This window comes from Serratia sp. T13T92 (genome assembly GCF_047530105.1).
In the GTDB taxonomy this organism is placed as follows: Bacteria; Pseudomonadota; Gammaproteobacteria; order Enterobacterales; family Enterobacteriaceae; genus Chania; species Chania fonticola.
In genome coordinates, this window is record NZ_JBLJAK010000024.1 from 45,808 (window position 1) to 67,735 (window position 21,928).

At 54.1% G+C, this 21,928-nt stretch carries 22 protein-coding genes; 14 read left to right on the top strand and 8 right to left on the bottom strand.

Annotated features, from left to right (window positions below; all coding sequences use genetic code 11):
• Positions 1–84: 84 nt before the first annotated feature.
• Positions 85–711 (top strand): isochorismate family cysteine hydrolase YcaC, encoded by a 627-nt coding sequence (gene ycaC / locus ACMV5I_RS19845; protein WP_414825121.1) that lies wholly within the window; start codon positions 85–87, stop codon positions 709–711.
• A 180-nt stretch (positions 712–891) separates the two neighbouring features.
• On the top strand, positions 892–1,146 hold the full coding sequence (locus ACMV5I_RS19850) for an ABC transporter ATP-binding protein (RefSeq protein WP_141131342.1): 255 nt from the start codon (positions 892–894) through the stop codon (positions 1,144–1,146).
• 33 nt (positions 1,147–1,179) lie between these two features.
• Here the strand turns inward: ACMV5I_RS19850 and ACMV5I_RS19855 are convergent, their stop codons facing one another.
• Entirely contained in the window at positions 1,180–1,965 is a 786-nt protein-coding gene (locus tag ACMV5I_RS19855) for a helix-turn-helix transcriptional regulator (RefSeq protein ID WP_414825122.1), read from the bottom strand.
• A 119-nt stretch (positions 1,966–2,084) separates the two neighbouring features.
• On the opposite strand from ACMV5I_RS19855, the gene ACMV5I_RS19860 reads away from it, so the two are divergent.
• Positions 2,085–2,855, top strand: a complete 771-nt coding sequence (locus ACMV5I_RS19860) for a class I SAM-dependent methyltransferase (RefSeq protein ID WP_414825123.1) — start codon at positions 2,085–2,087, stop codon at positions 2,853–2,855.
• 42 nt (positions 2,856–2,897) lie between these two features.
• Here ACMV5I_RS19860 and aqpZ read toward each other — a convergent pair whose 3' ends face one another.
• Entirely contained in the window at positions 2,898–3,593 is a 696-nt protein-coding gene (aqpZ, locus tag ACMV5I_RS19865; protein ID WP_024483892.1) for an aquaporin Z, read from the bottom strand.
• Positions 3,594–4,017: 424 nt separating this feature from the next.
• On the opposite strand from aqpZ, the gene ACMV5I_RS19870 reads away from it, so the two are divergent.
• Together ACMV5I_RS19870 and ACMV5I_RS19875 are read left to right on the top strand one after the other, a co-directional pair.
• The gene (locus ACMV5I_RS19870; protein ID WP_414825124.1) at positions 4,018–5,379 is read left to right on the top strand and encodes an esterase-like activity of phytase family protein; all 1,362 of its coding nucleotides are present in this window, start codon (positions 4,018–4,020) and stop codon (positions 5,377–5,379) included.
• Between the two features lie 335 nt (positions 5,380–5,714).
• Positions 5,715–5,996: a DUF1471 domain-containing protein gene (locus ACMV5I_RS19875; RefSeq protein WP_121608901.1), complete on the top strand. Its 282-nt coding sequence runs from the start codon at positions 5,715–5,717 to the stop codon at positions 5,994–5,996.
• Positions 5,997–6,283: 287 nt separating this feature from the next.
• Here the strand turns inward: ACMV5I_RS19875 and ACMV5I_RS19880 are convergent, their stop codons facing one another.
• A complete protein-coding gene (locus tag ACMV5I_RS19880; protein ID WP_202727814.1) occupies positions 6,284–6,745 on the bottom strand; it encodes a GNAT family N-acetyltransferase in 462 nt (153 codons plus the stop codon).
• 229 nt (positions 6,746–6,974) lie between these two features.
• Here ACMV5I_RS19880 and ACMV5I_RS19885 point away from each other — a divergent pair, with 229 nt between their 5' ends.
• The gene (locus ACMV5I_RS19885; protein WP_414825125.1) at positions 6,975–7,493 is read left to right on the top strand and encodes an N-acetyltransferase family protein; all 519 of its coding nucleotides are present in this window, start codon (positions 6,975–6,977) and stop codon (positions 7,491–7,493) included.
• Positions 7,494–7,612: 119 nt separating this feature from the next.
• Positions 7,613–8,137, top strand: a complete 525-nt coding sequence (gene aroL, locus ACMV5I_RS19890) for a shikimate kinase AroL (RefSeq protein WP_202727816.1) — start codon at positions 7,613–7,615, stop codon at positions 8,135–8,137.
• A gap of 104 nt (positions 8,138–8,241) precedes the next feature.
• Here the strand turns inward: aroL and ACMV5I_RS19895 are convergent, their stop codons facing one another.
• The gene (locus ACMV5I_RS19895; RefSeq protein ID WP_024483898.1) at positions 8,242–8,964 is read right to left on the bottom strand and encodes an AraC family transcriptional regulator; all 723 of its coding nucleotides are present in this window, start codon (positions 8,962–8,964) and stop codon (positions 8,242–8,244) included.
• A gap of 98 nt (positions 8,965–9,062) precedes the next feature.
• On the opposite strand from ACMV5I_RS19895, the gene ACMV5I_RS19900 reads away from it, so the two are divergent.
• The 6 genes from ACMV5I_RS19900 (at position 9,063) to ppnP (ending at position 14,132) form a co-directional block, all read left to right on the top strand.
• Entirely contained in the window at positions 9,063–9,452 is a 390-nt protein-coding gene (locus tag ACMV5I_RS19900; protein WP_202673044.1) for a nuclear transport factor 2 family protein, read from the top strand.
• A 58-nt stretch (positions 9,453–9,510) separates the two neighbouring features.
• The gene (locus tag ACMV5I_RS19905; RefSeq protein WP_024483900.1) at positions 9,511–9,705 is read left to right on the top strand and encodes a YaiA family protein; all 195 of its coding nucleotides are present in this window, start codon (positions 9,511–9,513) and stop codon (positions 9,703–9,705) included.
• Between the two features lie 406 nt (positions 9,706–10,111).
• Entirely contained in the window at positions 10,112–10,885 is a 774-nt protein-coding gene (locus ACMV5I_RS19910; protein WP_414825126.1) for an IclR family transcriptional regulator, read from the top strand.
• Between the two features lie 213 nt (positions 10,886–11,098).
• Complete coding sequence (locus tag ACMV5I_RS19915) at positions 11,099–12,667, top strand: OPT/YSL family transporter (protein ID WP_414825127.1); 1,569 nt, start codon at positions 11,099–11,101, stop codon at positions 12,665–12,667.
• 60 nt (positions 12,668–12,727) lie between these two features.
• Positions 12,728–13,657 carry a DUF1177 domain-containing protein gene (locus ACMV5I_RS19920; RefSeq protein WP_261466269.1) on the top strand — a complete coding sequence of 310 codons (930 nt, stop codon included), beginning with the start codon at positions 12,728–12,730 and terminating at the stop codon, positions 13,655–13,657.
• A 184-nt stretch (positions 13,658–13,841) separates the two neighbouring features.
• Positions 13,842–14,132, top strand: coding sequence for a pyrimidine/purine nucleoside phosphorylase (gene ppnP / locus ACMV5I_RS19925; protein ID WP_021180225.1), 291 nt, complete (start codon positions 13,842–13,844; stop codon positions 14,130–14,132).
• 76 nt (positions 14,133–14,208) lie between these two features.
• On the opposite strand, the gene rdgC is transcribed toward ppnP, so the two are convergent.
• Positions 14,209–15,120, bottom strand: a complete 912-nt coding sequence (gene rdgC, locus ACMV5I_RS19930; RefSeq protein WP_021805520.1) for a recombination-associated protein RdgC — start codon at positions 15,118–15,120, stop codon at positions 14,209–14,211.
• Positions 15,121–15,360: 240 nt separating this feature from the next.
• Here rdgC and mak point away from each other — a divergent pair, with 240 nt between their 5' ends.
• Positions 15,361–16,269, top strand: coding sequence for a fructokinase (mak, locus tag ACMV5I_RS19935; protein ID WP_046808085.1), 909 nt, complete (start codon positions 15,361–15,363; stop codon positions 16,267–16,269).
• Between the two features lie 49 nt (positions 16,270–16,318).
• Here mak and licT read toward each other — a convergent pair whose 3' ends face one another.
• The 3 genes from licT to sbcD form a co-directional block, all read right to left on the bottom strand.
• Complete coding sequence (gene licT / locus ACMV5I_RS19940; RefSeq protein ID WP_414825128.1) at positions 16,319–17,176, bottom strand: BglG family transcription antiterminator LicT; 858 nt, start codon at positions 17,174–17,176, stop codon at positions 16,319–16,321.
• Between the two features lie 206 nt (positions 17,177–17,382).
• Entirely contained in the window at positions 17,383–20,634 is a 3,252-nt protein-coding gene (sbcC, locus tag ACMV5I_RS19945) for an exonuclease subunit SbcC (RefSeq protein ID WP_414825129.1), read from the bottom strand.
• Complete coding sequence (gene sbcD, locus ACMV5I_RS19950; RefSeq protein ID WP_414825130.1) at positions 20,631–21,860, bottom strand: exonuclease subunit SbcD; 1,230 nt, start codon at positions 21,858–21,860, stop codon at positions 20,631–20,633. Before sbcD ends, sbcC begins: the two co-directional genes overlap by 4 nt.
• Between the last annotated feature and the right edge of the window lie 68 nt (positions 21,861–21,928).

Consider the following 21,928-nt stretch of genomic DNA (forward strand, 5'->3'; position numbering starts at 1 on the left):
CGTATCGGGCGCATATTGCAAGACAACCTCTGTATCGTGGCCCTATTCGTCGGGCCGATCTTACCCTTAGGAAGGAGTTGTAACATGACAGCAAATTACAAGCGTCTCGATAAAGACCAGGCCGCCGTGCTGCTGGTGGATCATCAGGCTGGGCTGCTATCACTGGTACGCGATATCGATCCCGATCGTTTCAAGAACAACGTATTGGCTCTGGGTGACCTGGCAAAATACTTCAATCTGCCGACCATTCTGACCACCAGTTTTGAAACTGGCCCCAATGGTTCTTTGGTGCCCGAGTTAAAGGCCCAGTTCCCCGATGCGCCTTATATCGCACGCCCTGGTCAGATTAACGCCTGGGACAATGAAGACTTCGTTAAGGCGGTTAAAGCCACTGGCCGCAAACAGTTGATTATTGCTGGCGTAGTAACGGAGGTCTGCGTGGCGTTCCCGGCATTGTCGGCACTGGCTGAAGGTTTTGAGGTCTTTGTGGTGACCGATGCCTCCGGTACCTTTAACGAGTTGACGCGGCAATCCGCATGGAGCCGCATGGAAGCCGAAGGGGCGCAGTTAATGACCTGGTTCGGCGTGGCTTGCGAATTGCACCGTGACTGGCGTAATGATATCGAAGGCTTGGGGACGCTGTTTGCCAACCATATTCCAGACTATCGTAACCTGATGACCAGCTACAGTGCGCTGACCTCAGGCAAGTAATCGGTGTGGCGCAGCTATCAGGCTGCGCCCTGTTCCAATAAAACGTCTCCCCAAATCTCATCCCCCTCTCTTTGCTCAACGGGCAACGTATTGAAATTTACGCTTCTTTACTGAGAAACCGATTGAAAATTCAGCGGTATTTCCCCATATAATGGAGTGTTAATTTCACAAGGAGCGCGTATGGGAATCAGTGAAGAAGAAGCACTCCGCCGGTTGAGTCTAGAAAAAAATGCCGTCGGCAATTCGGCGAAATGGGTGGCAATTGTTTCAGCCGCTTACTTTGCTCTGATGGCGTTTTATGGTCATCCCACCGGCGTATTGGCCATGTCCGGCGCCATTTTTGTCGTTTCAACCACCACTTGGCTGAAGAAACGCCAGAAAGTCAAAGCCTACCGCCAGGTTCTGGCCAAGATCGGCACAGACGAAACGGTCTGATGCCGTTGCCAGGCGCAATAATTTTTTAGCGGGCTAGCATAACGGCATTAACATAACCAACTTCAACCCGCTGTGCTCCGCCGGGTAGAACGTTACCTGCTGAAAATGCCGCTCCCCCTGCTGTGGGTGGCTGAAGGTGCGTTCGCCGCCTTCACGGGCCATCACGTCCTGCTGCTTCCACCAATGGTGAAAAGCTTCGCTGTTGTGGGTCATATTGCGCACAAAGGCGCGTATCTCTTCCGTTCCCTGATGATGGCTGGTTTCGGCACGAAACTCGGCCACCACTCGTCGAGCCCGATTTTCCCAGTCGCTGACCAGCACCTTCGCCTGAGGGTGAAAAAACATGAAGTGCAGCAGGTTGGGGGTTTTTGCCTGCTTAAGCCAATCGCAGAACAACTCCTCCGCCTGTGGGTTCCAGGCCATCATATTCCAGGTGAGATCCAGCAGATAACAGGGTACGGTCATTTGATGCACGCTTTGCAGCACGGCGGCATTAACCGTTTCCTGCGGCTGTTCTTTTTCAGGATCGGTGATATGTGCCAGGGTGAACAGGTAGTGCCGCTCGGCATGGCCCAGCCGTAACGCCGTGGCGATGCGTGCCAGCGTATAGGGGGAAATTGACACCTCGCGCCCCTGTTCTATCCAGGTATACCAGGTGGCACTGATGCCGCTGATTTGTGCCAGTTCTTCACGGCGCAAACCACTGGTGCGGCGGCGTGTAGCGGTGGGCAGGCCCAGCATTTCTGGCGTGATCCGCTCGCGGTGCGCACGCAAAAAGGCACCTAGGGCTTTCTGGCTGGATATTGTGTCTGATTCCATTAGGGTGGTACCTGTTTATACTAGGATAACTGCTCATATTGTACCCGTATAGCTGCTTGATTATAGTCATTACCAGCCATCTCGGCACCGGCGTAAGCCAGATAATAATGGGAGCAGCTATGAGCATCAGCAACAGCCATAAAAATGCGGTCGACCGCCAGTTTGGCGAACAGGCCAATGCCTACCTGACCAGTGCGGTACACGCGCAAGGGAAAGACCTGCAACGCCTGGCCAAGCTGTTGGCAGGCAGTACCGATGCCCGCTTGCTCGATCTGGGGTGTGGGGCAGGACACGCCAGCTTTACCGCTGCGGCCCATGTCGGGCAGGTGGTGGCGTACGATCTTTCGGCGCAGATGCTGACGGTGGTCGGCAACGCGGCACAGGAAAAGGGATTGGAGAATATTCAGCTGCAGCAGGGCGTAGCGGAGTCGTTACCCTTTGATGATGCCAGCTTTGACGTGGTGATCAGCCGCTACTCGGCACACCATTGGCACGATGTCGGTCGGGCACTGCGTGAAGTTAAACGGATATTGAAGCCAGGCGGGCGAGCCATCTTTATGGATGTGGTTTCCCCGGGGCATCCGTTATTGGATATCTATCTGCAAACGGTCGAAGTGCTGCGGGATACTTCGCACGTGCGTAACTATGCACCGGGTGAGTGGTTGAGCATGTTGACCGAGTCAGGGTTATTGGTGCGTGAAGTCACGGCCGATCGTTTGGATCTGGAGTTCAGCAGTTGGGTGGCGCGGATGCGGACGCCTGAGCATTTTGTCACGGCGATCCGTGCGTTACAGCAGGGGGTAGCAGAAGACGTTAGCCAACATTTTGCGATTCAGGCCGACGGCTCATTTACCAGTGACATCATGATGTTCGAAGCGGTGAAAGGTTAATATTTCAGGGCAGCCGTTGCGGGCTGCCCTGAAAATCCATGCTTACTTCTTGTCTTCTAACAGGCAACGGTAGATCAAACCACCGATAACACCGCCGATCAGCGGTACCAGCCAGAATACCCACAGCTGTTGCAACGCCCAGGTTCCCTGGAAGATTGCCACGGCGGTACTACGTGCCGGGTTAACTGAGGTATTGGTAACAGGAATACTGATCAGGTGGATCAGTGTCAACGCCAGGCCGATGGCCAAAGGCGCAAAGCCTGCCGGTGCGCGTTTATCGGTCGCACCATGGATAACAATCAGGAAGAATGCAGTCAATACTAATTCAATAACGATGGCGGCCTGCAAAGAATAGCCACCCGGTGAATGCTCACCGTAGCCGTTAGACGCAAAACCGCTGGCAGTTGCATCAAAGCCGGTTTTACCGCTGGCAACTAAATAAAGTACCGCGGCGGCGGCAATACCACCAATCACCTGGGCAACCACATAGGGAATAACATCTTTGGCAGGGAAACGGCCGCCTGCAAATAATCCCATAGTGACCGCTGGGTTAAAGTGCCCACCAGAAATATGGCCGACAGCATAGGCCATGGTTACTACGGTAAGGCCGAACGCTAAAGCCACACCAGCAAAACCAATACCTAATTGAGGAAACGCTGCGGCCAGCACTGCGCTACCGCAACCACCGAACACCAACCAAAAAGTACCGAAAAATTCGGCAAAAAGTCGCTTTGACATAAATTCCATCCTGCTGGGGAAAAAACTAACGGGCGTTAGCACTAAAACTATAGAGCACCTTTTTAATATTGTAGTGGTCTAAAGCATAAATTTTCGCGCACACCTTCGATGACGGCCGGTATTAAAGCCCTATCTTTTTATTTTGTCTATGCGAAAGCGAGTATTTTAAGAATTTATCTTATTTTTTGCTGTTTTTTTATCTCGTTGATGGGTAATTTTCCTATTTTATATAGGATTAATTCCGTGTTTTATTTTTCGCGTGGGTAAATTCTTATTTTTCAATTGGTTTTTATCACTCAATAATGAAGGGCTGATTGTTTATTTCTATTTGTTATCCGCTGATTTAGATCCGGCTGTCATGAAAGTGTCACTATCGATGGTTAGGCTCTCAGGCTGTTACTTTCCCTTACAAAGAGTTAATGCTATGAGAATCAAACCGCTTGGCGTGTTGTTGGCCTCTGTATTACCGCTGTTGTCCCATGCTGCCGATATTGGCGTTGCTCGTTACAACGTCAGCTTTCCTGATGGCGATCGCGTAGGCTATTCCGGCGCTTTTGCCAGCCAGTTTCCCAATGGGCTACCGGTAGGGATTGGTTCCGGGCTGGTATTTAATGGCCAGGAAGGGGGGGATCTACTGCTGACTACCGTGACCGATCGTGGCCCGAACGCCGATGCGCCAGCAGTCGGCAAACAGGAGGCCAAGATTTTTGCCAATCCGACTTTTGTTCCCTTATTGATGGAAATCCGTATTGGTGGCGGTAAGGCCGTTGCCACCCAAGCCCGTCCTCTGCACGATGATAAAGGCCCTATTAGCGGCTTGCCGTTGCCTGGCAACCTGATTGGCTCAACGAATGAAGTGGCATTGACGGATACGCTCAAGCCGCTGCCGAGTGACAAACGCGGGTTGGATACCGAAGGGATCACGCCAGACGGCAAGGGAGGCTATTGGCTGAGTGATGAATATGGCCCCTTCCTGATCCATATCGATGGCCAGGGTAAGATCCTGGCGAAATATGGCCCAACGCCGTTAGCGGGTGAGCAGGCGGTTGCCAGCGGTCTGCCTAACATCATTAAATGGCGTCAACCGAACCGGGGTTTTGAAGGCGTAACCCGGTTGCCGGATGGGCGGATCCTGGCCGCGGTGCAGAGCACGCTGGATATCGATGGCAAGAGCAAAAACCAGGCGCAGTTTACCCGTTTGGTCAGCTTTGACCCTGCCAGTGGCAAAACGGCCATGTATGGTTATCCGATCGATATCACCCGTTACCAGAAAGCCAAAGATGCCAAGATTGGCGATATCGTGGCGGTCGATAATCAACACATCCTGCTGATCGAACAGGGCAGTGACAAAGACAAACAGATGATGAACAAGATCTATCTGGTTGATCTCAGCCAGGCTAGCGATCTGACGTCGTTCGACGGCCAGGATAAGGCGTTGGAATTTGCTGATGCCAGCGAATTGGCCAAGCGCGGAGTGAAGCTGGCCCAGAAACGTGAAGTGGTCGATCTGCGTAAACTGGGTTGGCAGCAAGAGAAGGTGGAAGGATTGGCGCTGATCGATAACCGCACACTGGCGGTGATTAACGACAATGATTTTGGTTTGCAGGCCAAGCTGGTCAACGCCGAGCCTGAAGGGAAGAAGATTGGCGACTATCAGCTGGATCAGCAAGGGAAACTGAGTTTGGCAGGTAAACCGGTAAACACGACGATTGAATTGCGTCCATTGGCACAGCCAGAGTCCTTGAGCGAACTGTGGGTGTTAACCCTGCCAGAGCCCTTGCGCTGAACGGACGCAGCAAGTCGATAGAGGAATGTCTGCCGGATAATTGGGCCAGGTTTGGCCCAATTATCCGTTGAGCGGGGGGAGGGAGAAGGAAAATTGCTTTAAAATAAAACGGGTTACCTCAGTTGACTAAATATAATTACTCATTTTTTCAAATAGAGCGTAAAATTTGCGCTATAAATAAAGTTATGCGCTATCAGGAAATACCCACTCTTACTTTCTCCTTATTTTGCTCACAATGATTGAGCTTCTTTACATTGGATGACGTCTGTTTTCAATGGTTAACTCATAATTAACCTCACTGAGAACGAGTTCAAATGAAAATAACGGAGTCAATCATGAAACTATTACCATGCATCGCAGCAGCACTGATCGCCACCGCTTCATTCTCCACCCTGGCCGCAACCATGGGCGCCAAACAGGTTGATAACGCTCAAGCCAGCAGCATGCAGAGCATCGGCGTGGTGTCAGTTTCTGGTATCAGCGGTTCACCGGATGACGCTATCCATGCGTTGAAACAAAAAGCGACTGAAGACGGCGCAACACACTATCGAATCATTGGCCTGGATAATCCAGGGGATTCCAGCGCTTGGCGCGGTACTGCAGAAGTTTATCGTTAATTAATTCACGATAAATAGTTAAGTGGCCAATTAGGTGGCCAATATAAATTACCCTATGAATTTCAAGCTGCAGCTAGGCGACAAATTTACTCATCCCCAGGAGCTTACGTTTAGTAAGTGACTGGGGTGAGTAAGTGCAGGTAACAACGCTGCAGCTTGAAAGGCGACGGGTATAGACGGCTGCGGATAATAATCTGACCAGTAAAGCTAACCTGGTTTATTGATTGATTATTATCGCAGCCTTTTGGGTTTTTATTTTATGATGCCCAGTTGCATTTTATTAACGATCACAGCCGCTTTTCCATCACCACCACTTCGTCGCCATATTGCTGGCGGCGTTCAATAGTCTGCCAGCCCCAACCGGCGTACAACGCCTCGCTGTGATCGGTGATCAGATGCAGAACGGGATGGCTGCGTTGTTGTGCCGCGCTGACGATCGCCTGCTCCAGGCGCTGGGCAATACCCTGCCGCCGATGATCCGGGTGTACAAAGACACCGGCCAACCAGGGGGAGAGATCCATGCGATGATGGTCGTCACTTGGCCACAGGCTGGCCATCCCCAGTGGGCGCTCGCCATCAATCAGCAGTAGCGTCAGGAAATCCTCGCTGGGTTTGCTGCACAAAGCAAAGCGTTGGCGGGTACGTTCTAACGTGCCGCCGCGTTGTGAACCCCATTGGCCGAATGCCCAAGCGGCACAGACGTCGGCAAAGTGTGGGTAGTCTGTCAGCGTAACAATCTGTTGAGCCATATTTATCCCCCGGTGTTGTGATACCAATTTAGCCTGCAAGGCCGCAGCGTGGCGACTGCTTTTGGTTTTTTATCTGCTGATGTCGTTCTTGGAAAAGGAAGCCATATCTTCGCTGTTGATTGAATATTTAAATGAGAGTAATTATCATATAGCACTTTATGGCGCTATTGGTGATTTCTGCCTGCGACAAAATCTGTTTAAATAGCCGGCCGCTAACCAGGAGCCAGACATGAGCCTGAAGCTACGCTTGGCACAACCGCAGGATATCCCGCAGTTGGTCGCAGTTGAACGTTCCGCCGCCCAGCTGTTTCGCCAGCAGCCAGAGTTACAGTTTATTGCCGAAGGTGAGGTGATGAGCCCGCAGCAGCACGTTGATTTTATCGATCAGCAGCAGGAGTGGGTGATGGCTAGCCCAACTGAGCAGATCGCCGGTTTTATCGCGGTGCAGCCATTTTCGCACAGCTGGCATATCGCCGAGCTTTCGGTTGCGGCCGATTGGCAGCGGCAAGGCGTGGGCAAGCGCCTGATCGAAGAGATTGCTGCTCTCGCCTTGCGCCAAGGCATCCAACGGTTAACGCTAACGACGTTCGTGCAAGTGGCATGGAATGCGCCTTATTACCAGCGCCTTGGCTTTCGCACCCTTCCTGTCGCACGGTTGGATGCGTATCTACAGCATCTTCTGGCGCATGAGGTAGATCACGGGTTTGCTGCCAATAGCCGCTGTGCTATGGAATTTACACTATCGTAAAGATTGAAATACAGATTCAGGGCGGTATGATGCAGTTACAACGCCAACGCTCGATCGACCTGCGGGCAGCTTCGCAGGCAATCTAATGCATTCAGTCACCGCAAAAGGGACAACCCGTAATGACACAAGCCATTTTTATGGTAGGAGCTCGTGGAGCAGGTAAAACCACGGTCGGCAGTGCATTGGCGCAGGCGCTGGGCTATCGGTTTATCGATACCGATCTGTTTATGCAGCAAACCACGCAAATGAGCGTAGCGGACATGGTCGCACAGGTGGGTTGGCAGGGATTTCGCCAGCGCGAAACCCAGACCCTGCAAGCGGTAACCCAACCGTCAACCATAGTTGCCACCGGCGGCGGGGCGATCCTGGCCGAAGAGAACCGGCGTTTTATGCGTCAGCATGGCACGGTAATCTACCTGCGAGCTCCAGCCAGCGTACTGGCGCAACGGCTGGCAGAGTTTCCGGAAGAGGGGCAGCGCCCAACGCTCACTGGCCGCCCCATCGCCGAAGAAATGCTGGAAGTGCTGGCGGTACGTGAGGCTCTCTATCAGGAGGCCGCACACCATGTCATGGATGGTACCGCTAATCCCCAGCAGGTAGTCGAGCAAATCTTGGCGGTCTTGCAAGGCGAGGCGGTAAAGTAACTTTCTCTGGCCACATCTTGTGCCACGATATCACTGACCAATCCCAACCAACTCGCTATGTGCTGTAGGGGCGCCGCATGCTGCGCCCGCTTAGCCTTATGCCGCTAAGTAAAATAAAGCCCTGGCGTTATGCCAAATCGCTGACGGAAGGCGGCAATATAGGCGCTGACGTTATCATAGCCACATTCGTTGGCTACGTTAGCGACGGGCATACCGGCCGATAGCGCCTCCAACGAACGGATCACCCTGGCTTGTTGACGCCAGCGGGAAAAACTCATGCCGGTTTCTTGCATAAAGCGTCGGCTAAGGGTGCGGGGGCTTAAACCCGCCCATGCAGCCCATTCACCTTGTTGGCGATCATTGGCGGGATCGTTCAATAAGCCATAGGCAATTTTCAGCAACCGGGCATCTTGCGGCAGCGGTAGTTGCAGCGGTTCGGCCTCCTCGCTTCGCATCTCATCAAGCAGAACCTCCACCAAACGTTGTTGTGCCATGTCGAGTGGTGCAGAAAACTGTGCAATGCGTTCAACCAGCGCCGAGCTTAAGGCGTTGGCGGCGGTCAGGCGTGGCGTTGCCGCCAGTGTGTTGCAGCAGGCCTCAGGTAAATAGAGGATCCAGCCGATCACCTTACCGCAGGCCAGCGCCTGATGAGGGCAGTGGGGCGGAAGCCAACCAAGGTTACCGGCGGTCATCGCCCATTGCTGCCCCGCGGTTTCCAACATCATCATCCCGTGGCTTAACAGATAGACCTGCCCCTGTTGATGCTGATGCCAAGGCGTCAGGTGCTTTTTAGCGTGCAACAAACGTTCGCTGTGCAGTTTCATCAGATTGGCCGATTAGCGTTATTGAATATCTTGATACGGTTATTATGCCATTACTGATTGGCTTTATGCTCTTCGAACGCTATCACACCGGAGAAAACAGCATGACTCACCAAACTCTTGTTCTGTCAGCTTTACAGCAAATTGTAGCCAACCCCGAACACCAGCCCGAGCTGATTGCCAAGCTGTTCAGCCGCCACTATCGCCAGACGGTGGATGGCCAGACGCTAGATTACCCGCAGTTTATCCAGCATATGGCCTTGCTTAAACAGATCACCTGCAGCATGCAGCTTGAGATCCTCGCTATCGCCGCCGCCGGAGAAAATGTCTTCACTCATCATTGGGTGAATATTGAAAAACGTGATGGCAGCCAGAGCCAGATCAGGGTGTTGGCTCATTTCACCGTGCGTGATGGCCAGATCCAATCCTGTGTTGAACTGACACAGTTGCTGGCCGGTGAACACCAGGACCGGGATTTGGGGTCGCGCCGATAACTGGCATTTCAGTGTGGTTGTCTATACTTAACAACAGGTCATCACATTGGAGAGCACTATGCCGAGTAAACCTCCCTACCCGAGAACGGCGCGTATCAAGGCCGTAGACAAGGGCGAAGTGGGCAAGCAGGTTCGTTGGTATGAGCTACGGGCCGATCACCCAAAACCCGATACGCTGATCAGCGAGCACGAAACCGAGCGGGAAGCGTTAGATGCCAAGCGGCGTTACGAGGATGAAAACCTGGGCGAATAGCCTGCGGTGTCATAACAAGTGGCCGGTATAAACCGGCTTCATTTTTTCAACTGCGTTGTGCTATCCATGACCGGTCTTCCCCCGCATTTGGGTCCATCCTCATCATTCTGTTCGAGACTTCTCTCGCTATTGGTATCTTACGCAATCTTTTAATAGCAGCATCCGCCGCGCTGATGACTTGGTGAATATTGGTATCTTATGCTGATATTGACGCTGAAAGACGGACATATGCCAATCATCTCGGAAAATGACTTTGCGATCTGTGCAGTATTTTCAATATTAAAGCATCATTCGCTGTAATTTCGCCGTGTGATAAAAATAAACTGCTTGACGATAAGTGGTGTGGGTTTTAGGTTTCTAAATATCGATTGGGAACTGGGTTCCATATAGTGGAACAAGGCGAGCCATGACTACCTTGGAAAATGCTGCTGCGGTATTAAAACTATTTTCTCAACGGCAGATAACGCATGGCCAAGGGGGGATTTCTTTTACTGATGTCGTCGAAAGGTTGAGGCTGCCAAAAAGCACCGTTTCGCGTCTGCTACAAACGATGGAAAGCCAGGGGCTTTTAGAGCGGGATCCGCAAAGCCGTCAGTACCATATTGGCTATCTGCTGCTTGGGGTGGCCAGCCATTATCTTTCCACTCCGCTGGTGGAAAGTGCCACGGCGGCGATGATGCAGCTTAATCAGTTAACCTTCTGTACCGGCTATATATCGATGTTGGAGGGGCGGGAGAATTGGGTGATGCGTACGCTGCCTGGCCGCCATTTTTTGCAGGTGGTGACACCGGTGGGGGCCAGTTCGCCAGCGGCAGAAACCTCTGTGGGGCGCGCGATACTTGCGCGAGAAAGTGATGAGCTGGTGCGTGAGCGGTTTGCTGCTGGCTACCAGGTCGCTTCGGCAAACTCTCCAAAAACGCTGGAGGCGTTGCTGCAAAAGTTGGCAACCATCCGGCAGCAGGGCTGGTCATTGGCCCGTAACGAAACGCTGCCGGGTATCAGTTCATTGGCAACCTCGGTGATGAATAAGCACCGCAGTGAGACGGTGGGGTTATGTCTTTCTTTCCCCTCACAAGCCGAGGATCAGCCTTATTCTCCCCAGGTGCTTGAGGCATTAATGACGGTTTCCCGACAACTGGCAGAAAAACTCGGTGATGACTATTGGCAAGAGATCAAATAGCTCACCGTAAACTGGCTTTATTAGCGCGCCAACACCAGGGCATGTCGCTGATTAGTTAATAGCAGAGAGAGTTATTCTGCCATTAATGTGGCCAAGGCAGGCACTAAATAATTTATTTCACCGCGTAGAGTTTCGAATAATGGAACTCCATCGGAAATCCGTGTCCGAAATATTATTTTTGCCATTTAGCAGGGATATTCACAGGGTGGATTTATGAAACCAGAGACAACGAGTAATCCATTGAAAGATATCGGTACGCTACTGGTGATGGTGCTGTTATCCATCGTCGGGGCGATAATTGGCGTACAGTTGATCACCACCTTGGGCGTGACGCCCAATACTTCGATTATCGGTGCGCTGATCGCCATGCTGCTGGCACGGATCCCGCTGCGCATGTTCCAACGCTATCGTTCGATACATACCCAGAATCTGGCCCAAACAGTAATCTCCTCAGCTACTTTCGGCGCGGCCAATAGCCTGCTGATGCCGATTGCCGTGCCTTATGTCATGGGGCAACCGCAATTGATCCTGCCGATGTTTTGCGGCGTAGCGGCGGCGATGCTGCTGGATGCTTACCTGCTGTACCGGATGTTTGACACTAAAGTGTTCCCGGCGGCAAATGCCTGGCCCCCAGGAGTCGCGGCGGCGGAGGCTATCAAGGCTGGTGACCGTGGTGGTAAACAGGCCTGGTTGCTGGTTGTCGGCGTTGTTGTGGGGATTGCAGGCTCCATGTTGAAGATCCCCATGGCGGCCTTCGGTACCGCATTTATTGGCAATATCTGGGCGCTGAGCATGTTCGGTGTTGGCCTGCTGCTGCGTGCTTATGGCCAGCCGCTGACCGGTGTCGATATCAATGCGCACTATATTCCGCACGGCGTGATGGTCGGTGCCGGGCTGGTGGCATTGATCCAGGTGGTACAGGTGATCCGCAACAAAAATCAAAGTTCGACATCCACCTATACCCAACCTGACAGCGAAGTACGCAAAGCCTTGGGTCTGGGGGCTGTCGGATATGTCGTGATTGCCGGGATGCTGGCTTTGGGGGGCGGGTTATACAGCGAAATGTCGCTGACCATGCTGGTGTTGTTTGTCATCTATGCCGCGTTTGCTACCTTTGTACATGAATTGATCGTCGGCATTGCGGCGATGCATTCCGGCTGGTTTCCGGCATTTGCTGTGGCGTTGATCACGCTGATCGTTGGGATCATGCTTGGTTTCCCTCCTCTGGCGCTGTGCATTCTCACCGGTTTTACCGCAGCGACTGGGCCGGCGTTTGCCGATATGGGGTTCGATCTGAAAGCCGGCTTTATCCTGCGGGGTTACGGTAAGGATTTACAGCAGGAACTGCTGGGGCGGCGTATTCAGCTGATTGCCGCCATGCTTGCTTTTGTGATCGCCATTCCCGTGGTTTATCTCTCTTACACCAGCTATTTCCTGCAGGAGTTGATCCCACCGGTGGCCCGGGTATACGCCAAAACCATTGAGGCAGGAGCCCAGCCCGGTATTGCGTCCAGCCTGCTGATTTGGGCTATACCAGGCGCGATAGTGCAGTTTATTGGGGGGCCTAAACGCCAGCTCGGCGTGCTACTTGCGACAGGTTTGCTGATTAATAACGCCTTGGCAGGATGGGCGGTGCTTGCCGGTATCGCGCTGCGCATTCTGATCATCAAACGCTGGGGGGATAAAGGCCGCGCGCCGATGGAGATCATGGCTGCCGGGTTTATTGCCGGTGACGCGCTATACAACTTCTTCAACTCGATTTTTTCCAGCAAGGGAAAATAACGCCGTACCTGCAATTGCGGGAGGCATAAACCTATCAGGCAACATTTGCGAGGGATTAACATGAGTTTGCAACAAACGCTGCAGGTCTTTGAGCTGATTGATAATGCCTATGTCAAAGGGCAGGACGTGGTCGATCTGTTTACCCATTACCCGTTGGTCAAGGCCAGCACTCATCGTGTCAGCGGTGAGAAGGGCACCACGGATTTTGTCCGCATCGAGATCCCTGGCAGTGCAGGCAAGCAATCCGGTGGTGATGCGCCAACGTTGGGCATTATTGGCCGGTTGGGCGGCATTGGAGCTAGGCCCACGCGCATAGGATTGGTATCAGACGGTGACGGGGCGATTGCGGCGATCGCCAGTGCGCTAAAGCTGGCAGAAATGCAGCGCAAAGGTGACGTTCTGCCTGGTGACGTGGTGATCACTACGCATATTTGCCCGAACGCACCCACTCGCCCACATGATCCGGTCGATTTTATGGATTCACCCATCGATGACGTTACGATGAATGATAACGAAGTGGTGCCGCAAGCCGATGCCATTTTGTCGATCGATACCACCAAGGGCAATCGTATTATCAACCACAAGGGCTATGCGCTGTCACCGACGGTGAAACAGGGCTACATCCTGCGGGTGTCGGAAGACCTTTTGCGTATCATGGAAATGACCAGTGGCCGCCCGGCAGTGACCTTCCCGATCACCATGCAGGATATTACGCCCTATGGTAATGACGTTCATCACCTCAACAGTATCCTGCAACCCTCAACCGCTACGGCAGCGCCTGTAGTAGGTGTGGCAATCTGTACTGAGTCGGTAGTGCCGGGCTGTGGCACCGGTGCCAGCCATGAGGTGGATATCGCGCTGGCGGTGAAATTTGCCGTTGAAGTGGCCAAAGAGTTTGGGCGTGGTACCTGCAGCTTCTACGATCCTGCTGAATATGACCGTCTGCTGGCGCTTTATGGCAGCCTGAGCCATTTTCAACAGCGGAAATAACCGTGATGTCTGCCAGATTGAATGAGCTATAGGACGTCGAGCGATGGCCATCGAACTCATTGTTTGATCCCGCTCATGTTTTGCAGTGCGTAACGATCGCATTTCGCATCAAAAACCAGTGACAGACCCAGATTCATCCCCCAATATGGAGATCCCTCAAAGATGATTACGCAGGTGCCAGTCTATGCTGAAAGTGAACGAGTATTTTGCCGGGAAAGTGAAGTCTATCGGTTACGATAGTAGCAGCATCGGTCGTACCAGCGTCGGGGTGATGGAAGAGGGTGAGTACACCTTCGGTACCGCACAGCCGGAAGAGATGACGGTGATCACCGGGGCATTGAAAGTGCTGTTACCGGGAGCACCGGATTGGCAGGTGTTTACGCCAGGCGAGAAGTTCTTTGTGCCTGCGCAGAGCGAATTCAACGTTCAGGTTGCCGATGCGACGGCCTACCTGTGTCGTTATCTGAGTAAGTAATCAGTCCAGTTTGGCCGGGGATGAAGATTTTCCCCGGCACTCCCCAGAGGGCGCAACTTGTTGCGCCCCTTCTGTTTTAGCGCTGTGCTTCGCCACCCAAGGCTTCGATGGTGTTGCTGATCAAGGCCGCCAGTTCGCTGGTCATCAGGATAAAGTCGGCATCGAAACGCTGGGCAAAATCTTCACGGTCGATATCATCGTTCTGATCGCGCAGGGTATCGGCAAACTTCAGGCGTTTGAGTGAGCCGTCGTCGGCCAGCACCAGTTGGATGCGTTCCTGCCAATCTACCGCCAGCTTGGTCACCAGCTTGCCAGCTTCGATATGCACGGCAATCTCGTCGCTGATCAGGTTCTGCTTCTTACAGCGGATCACCCCACCTTCCTCCAGAATGGCCTTCAGTTCGGCCTCATCCTGAATGATAAAGCCAGCTGGCAGTTCGCCGGAGCGGACCCATTCGGTCAGCGTCAGCTCGATCGGGCTTTCCATGGTCAAAGGTACCACCGGCAGAGAGCCCAGGCTCTTACGCAGCAGCGCCAGCATATCTTCGGCGCGCTTGGCGCTGGCGGCATCGACCATAATCAGATCGTTAACGGTATCGATCCACATATAGGTCTGGTTGAAGCGGCTGAAGGCGCGTGGCAGCAGGCTGTGCAGCACTTCATCTTTCAGGGAGTCTTTCTCGGTTTTTTTCAGCTTGCGGTGCTGTTCGCCTTCCAGCTTTTCGATCTTGGCCTGTAGCTCTTGTTTCAGTACCGGAGAGGGCAGGATCTTCTCTTCTTTACGGGCGCAAATCATGATCTGGCCGTTAACCGCGTGCGTCAGCGCGTCGCTGTGAGAACCCATCGGGGAAACCCAGCCGGTTTTCGCCATGTCCTGGCTGCCGCATGGGGTGAAGGCAAAGGCGCTGAGCTGTTTTTCCATTTCATCCGCAGTTAGCGCAACGTCGCGGCTCAAACGGTAAACCATCAAATTCTTAAACCACAGCATAATGTTATCCCAGGCTGGGCGTGCATTTGGCACGCAGATTCATCAAAAGCAGGGCGGCATAATAACGAATTGACGCTGAAAAATCGCCTCATTCCCGCTGATTTGCGTCCGCTGCCGCGTTTCACACAGCCAGATAGGGGAATTGCCATTGGCGTCACATTCGGTGAGCGTGGCGTGAGCCGGGCTATGCGCTACACTGGGCGGCAAGTTTGTTGTCGCGCTGAATTGGGGAGAGAAATTGTGCGTATTGGTATCGATCTGGGTGGCACTAAAATTGAAGTGATTGCATTGGCTAACGATGGGGCAGAGCTGTTCCGTCATCGCATTGCCACCCCTCGTCATGATTATCAGCTGACGCTAGAAGCTATCTGCGGGCTGGTGACGCTGGCGGAGGAAAAAACCGGTCAGCAAGGCTCGGTGGGCGTGGGGATCCCCGGGACGCTGTCGCCCTTTACCGGCCTGGTAAAGAATGCCAACTCCACCTGGCTGAATGGTCAGCCGATGGATAAAGATCTTTCTGCCATGCTGCAACGCGAAGTGCGGCTAGCCAACGATGCCAACTGCCTGGCGGTATCGGAAGCCACTGATGGAGCCGCTGCCGGGAAAAAAACCGTGTTTGCGGTGATCATTGGCACCGGTTGTGGGGCTGGAGTTGCGATAAACGGCCAGGTGCATGCCGGGGGCAACGGCATTTCCGGCGAGTGGGGGCACAACCCGTTGCCGTGGCTGGATGAAGACGAACTGCGTTTTCGCGCCGAGGTGCCCTGTTACTGTGGGAAGCCTGGCTGTATTGAAACCTTTATCTCCGGGACCGGTTTCGCTACCGATTATGCGCGGCTGAGTGGTCAGGCGCTAAAAGGCCACGAAATTATGGCGCTGGCTGCACAACAGGATGCGGTGGCAGAGTTAGCTGTTAAGCGTTACGAAATGCGGCTGGCGAAGTCTCTGGCTCACGTGATCAATCTCTTTGATCCCGATGTGATCGTCCTGGGCGGCGGCATGAGCAACGTGGAGCGGCTGTATCAAACGGTGCCGTCACTGGTGAAACCTTGGGTATTTGGCGGCGAGTGCGAAACTCCTATCCGCAAAGCAATACATGGTGATTCCAGCGGTGTGCGCGGCGCCGCCTGGTTATGGCCTCAGGTGTAACCAACCTTCGTAGGGGCGCAGCATGCTGCGCCCGTTGTGAGCCCTTGTCTCACTCCTTAGGTGTGTAATCCTTTTCGCTTTCGCTGCGTACCCGCTCGATATGGATGGTCAGAAACAGCATCTCTTCACTGGTCAACTGGTGCTGGTAGCTCTTCTCGATGTGTTGGTTGATCTTGCCGGCACAGGCGAATGACTCGCGGTATTTCTCCTTCACTACCTGATACAGCGAATCGTCCTCGCTGTTGACGTAATTCTTGCCTAGCAGGCGCTGGGCAAAGAATTTCAGGTGGGTGACAAAACGATGGTAGCTGAGGGTTTCCTCGTTGTAGTCAAAACGGAAATGATATTTGACGATATTGAGGATCTCCTGCATCACGCGGGTGATATGCAGGGTGTTGTGCATTTCATCATTGAGCTGCGCGTTGACCAGGTGCAAGGCGATAAAGCCAGCCTCGTCTTCCGGCAACGTAGTTTCCAGACGCTGGGCGATGATGGTCAGCGCCTCAAGCCCAATGGCAAACTCGTTTGGATAGAGTTTCTTGATCTCCCACAGCAGTGCGTTCTTGATATCCAGCCCTTGCGCGTGGCGTTGCAGCGCAAAATGGATATGGTCGGTCAGCGTGATGTAGACAATGTTATGCAGTTTCCCTGGCAGCCGCTCGCGGGCGAGGGAGATGATCTTGTCTGCGGTGGTCACACACGCCAGTGGGATCTCCGCCAGCAGTTCTTTGTAGCGTTCGCTCATTTCGCCACTGTTGAGGGTGAACACCTTTTCAATCAGGCTTTCATCCACACTTTCCCCGGCTTTCTTTTGAAAGCCAATGCCACGCCCCATAACCACCGTTTCTTCCTGATGGTCATTCAGCGTAATCACTACGTTATTATTGAGTATTTTAGCGATTTTCATGGCTATTCCCGGCCCGCTGAAAACGAAAAAACCCGACGTCCGGGAGCGATCCCGAAGGTCAGGTTTTGCCTGTATGCACAGTGACAATCCTGTAATAATTATCATGATAACCGTTGTCGGCTTTGGCTCAATGCTTTTCAGCCTGTACTGTCGCCGTGATCACACTTCTGGCCGTAGTTACCTCTTGACGTAAACCTCAGTCACGGTCATTCGATGCGAAACTGAGCGTCCAGTCGACTGACCCCCAGCCCATTGACCTTTTTCACCTTAATCTGTACCGGGATGCGCTCCTTCATTGCCTCCACGTGGCTGATCACGCCGATGGTTTTGCCGGTGGCGTTAAGGCTGTCCAAAGCGTCTAGCGCGGTGTCCAGCGTCTCGGCGTCCAGCGTGCCGAAGCCCTCGTCCAGGAACAGCGAATCGATGCTGGTCTTGTGGCTGACCAGATCGGACAAGGCCAGCGCTAGCGCCAGACTCACCAGGAAGCTTTCACCGCCGGAAAGGGTGCGGGTATCGCGCAGGGCATCGGCCTGCCAGGTATCCACCACCTGTAACTCCAGCGCATCACTGGTTTTACGCTGCAACAGATAGCGCCCGTGCAGGCGGCCAAGCTGATTGTTAGCCAGGTATACCAGATGATCCAGGGTCAGGCCTTGAGCGAACTTGCGGAACTTGTCGCCCTCTTTGGAGCCGATAAGCTGGTTGAGCAGGCTCCAGTCGTCATACTGCTGTTGGCTTTGGGCGATCTGTTCGAACAGGGACTGTTGATTGAGGCGGCGCTCGGCATCGCTGCTCAGTTGGTTGCGCACCTCGCCCTGACGCAGCTGTAGTGTTTTCAGCCGCTCTGCCAGTTCGCTGAGCGCGGTGGTGAGTTGCTCAATATTGGCCTGGGTTTCATCCAGATCTGCAGGGCGCTCCAGACGGTGCTGCTCCAGAGCCTGTACGGCCTGCGCCAACAGCGTTGTGGCCCGCACCTGACGCTCCTGCAACTGCTCTTTGTGCTGCTGTAAGCGCTGGCGTTCGTCGTCATCCAGTAGCGCGGCGTTGAATGCGGCCTCATCGTCGAAGGTGCTGCTGGCCAAGGCCTGCTGCCACTGTTGCTCGGCCTGTTGCCCCCGTTCGGCTTGCTGTTGTTGCTGTTGCTGCAAACCGACCCATTGACCAGCCAGACGATCGCGCTGCTCCTGGGCTTTGTGCAATTGCTCCGTAGCCTGCTGCAAGGCGTTCTCTGCGGCGACTTGTGCCGTGCGCAATTGCTCGCGGGCTTCAGCCACCGTTTTCTCACCAAACAGCGCGATGCGTTCGTTACGCTGTGCCAGCAGCTGAGTTTCATTCGTCAGGCACTGCTGTTGCCAGTGTGCCAATTGGCTCTGGGTTTCCTGCTGGTTTTTCTGCAGCAGCTCAAAGCGTTCATTCAGCCGCGCCGTTTCCTGTTGCGAACTCTGCTGTTCAGTTTGCAGGGCATTCAGGGCATCCTTCGCAAGCTGTACGGCCTTGGCGAGCCGTTCGTGTTGCAACAGAAGCTGCTGAGCGGCCTGCTCTTCACTATCGCAAGCCTCCAGCCAGGCGGTTAACCGGGCGCTGTCTTGCAGCGTAAAGTCGAAGGCCAAGGGGGCGCTGAGGGTCTGCCAGCTTTGCAGATGGCTTTCCTGCTGCTCAATTTCCTGGTTCAACTGCGTTTGCAGACGTTGCTGCTGCTCTTTCAGGCTTTCACTGCGTGCGCGCAGCTCTGTCCCTTTAGTGTGCAGCTCTTCGGTTTGGGTGCGTAATTGAGCGACGCGCTGTTCCGTTTCTGACGGTTTGACAGCCTGATATTGCTCGATCGCCGGATGGTGCGTGGAGCCGCACAGCGGGCAGGGAGCATCGGTTTGCAGCCGCGCCCGTTCGGCTTCCAGACTGACGATACGCTTTTCCAGTTCGAGCGTCTTCTCAACGTCTGTCAGGTGCGCTTTTTGCTGTTTATACTGCTGGCGCACCGCATCGAGTTGAGTTTCTACTTCGGTCAGCTGTTTTTGGCGCGAAGTGAATTCGAGCCGCTGCTGTTCAAGGCGTTGCTGGTTCTGCTGGAACAGCAAGGCCAGTTTTGACAACTGCTGGCGAACCGGGCGCAAGCCACTCAGTTCGCCCTGGCGGTGACGCAGTTTCTCCAACGGGGATTGCGCCTCTAACGTGGTTTGCTGCTGGAGTTGGCTATCCAACGCCGCCTTGAGTTCAAGCTGCCTGGTCTGATATTGACCCGCCAGGGTAGCCAGTTGGCCGCGTCTTTCGGTGAGTTGTTCCAGCGTGCGCCGCAGCTCATCGCTCTGCCGCTGGCTCTCTGCATGCTGTTTATGCGCTTCTGCCAGTTGGTTTTGTAACTGAGCAATCTGATGATCGAGCGGCAACACCTTGTCATCCATCAGCGTCTGCTGCTGTTGCTGATGTTCCGCCTGGGCTTGCCTGGCCTTTTGCGCCTGCTCCAACTGCTGTTGTAACGGGGTCAGTTCGGCCAATTGCCGCTCTTGCTGCTGAGCCAACTGGTCGATCTGTTGCTGCAATGCTAAACGATCCCGCTGACAACGATTACGCTCATTGAGCAACGGGCGCAGTTTCTCGGCAGGCTCACTGCGGGCTAACCGTTGCAACTGCGGTTCGGCCAGTTGAAACTCCTGTTGCACGCCAGCCAGCTGTTGCTGGTATTCCTGAGTCTGTTGCTGGGTGGTTTGCCAGCGTTGCAGCCAATTCAACTGATGTTGTTGCCGCTGCGCCTGTTGGTTGAGAAGCTGCTCTTCAGTGCCTAGCTCGTTGAGCTGGCTTTCCAGCGCCTGACGTTGCTCATCATTGAGCAGTTCAATCCCGCTGGCACGGTGATGCAAAGCGTCCAGATCGCTTTTCGCCTGTTTGTGCTGTTCGAATACCTGTGCCGACAGCCGCCCATAAATCTCGGTGCCGGTCAGTTCTTCCAGCAGTTCGGCCCGTTCGTTGGCCTTGGCGTTCAGGAAGGCGGCAAACTGACCCTGCGACAGCATCATCGATTTGGTGAAGCGGCCAAAATCCAGCCCGGTGATCGCGGCAATCAGCTCTTTTTTATCGGAAATTTTATCCGCCAGGATTTTGCCGTCTGCCCGCAGTGCCAGCTCCACCTTGGGAGCCTGCAGGTTGCCGTCCGGATCGTTTTTCGCCCGGCGTTGGCTCCAGAAGGCGCGATAGCCGATGCCTTTGACCTCAAACTCCACTTCGGCCAGCGATTCGGCGGTGTGGCGGGTCATTAATTCGTTCTGGCTGGCGCTGACTTCCAGCCGCGGCGTCTGGTGATAGAGAGCCAGACAGATGGCATCCAGCAGGGTGGTTTTACCCGCCCCGGTGGGGCCGGTGATGGCAAACAGGCCGTTGCTGGCGAAGGGTTCCGCCGTGAAGTCGATTTTCCACTCGCCCTGTAGCGAGTTCAGGTTTTTCAGCCTTAGGCTCAGGATCTTCATGCGGATGGCTCCTCTTGGTGATGCAAGGTTTCTACCACCTGCTGGAAAATCTGCCGCATCTGCTGTTGGCGCGGTTCGGCCATCTCGGCTTCCAACGCCAACCGGCGCTCGAAGACTTCGCCCACGCTTAATTCATTCAGGGTTTCTTTATCCTGCTGGGCAAGGGTCTGGTTACGTTGCTCTTTACTGCGCCGCAGCAACACCACTTCAACCGGTAAATCTTCCGCCAACTGTTGGATGCGGCGCTGAATATCGCTGAGGTAATCTTGGGTGGCCACTTCGATATCCAACCAAACCGGAAGTTCGCCTTGATAATCGGCAAACTGCTGTAATTGCGCCTCGATTTGCTGCAAATCACCTTTGATCAACTGCATGGGCTGGAAGGTGGGGATCTCCAGTGGAGTGATCTGTTGCAATGCTCCGTCGGCAAAATCGACCATAAACACGCTTTTGGCTTTGCCTAACTCGTCAAAGCTCAGTGGGATTGGCGAGCCGCTGTAGCGGATATGCTCGGATTTGGCGACGTTCTGCGCACGATGGATATGCCCCAACGCAATGTAATCGGCAGGAGGGAACGCTTGAGCCGGGAAAGCGTCCAGCGTGCCGATATAGATATCCCGTACCGAATCCGAGGTGGTGACGCCCACGGTGGTTAAATGGCCAGTGGCGACGATCGGCAGTGGCAAACCCAACGCATCGCGGCGCGCACAAGCTGCCTGATACAGGTTTTGATAATGTTCGGCGATGGCTTCTTGCAGGGCCTGCTGCTTTTGGTTGCCAGACTCACCGGCGCGGCTGGTGAGCAGATCTCGTGGGCGCAGGAACGGAATGGCGCAGAGCACCGCACCAGGTTGGCCATCAAGCTGGTTGAGCACCACAATTTGCTGCTCAAGCTCGCTTTGCGCGTTGGCAATCACGGTGGTGTTCAGGCAGGAAAGCAGCTCACGCGATTCATTCAGCGTGGCTACGGAGTCGTGGTTGCCGCCCAGCACCACCAGCTGGCAGCCGGTGCGTTGCAGCTCCACCACAAACCGGTTGTATAGTTCGCGGGCGTAGCTGGGTGGGGAGCCGGTATCGAACAGATCGCCTGCGACGATAAGCGCATCCACCTGATGCTGTTCCACCTGTTCGATCAGCCAACGTAAGAAGGCCTGATGCTCGGCGGCGCGGCTTTTGGTGAAAAAGTACTGGCCCAAATGCCAGTCGGAGGTATGGATCAGGCGCATAAAACTCCCAGGGCGACAACATAATGGCGACGATTATAAAGGGGGGGATCTCTCCTGTCGTGGCTCAA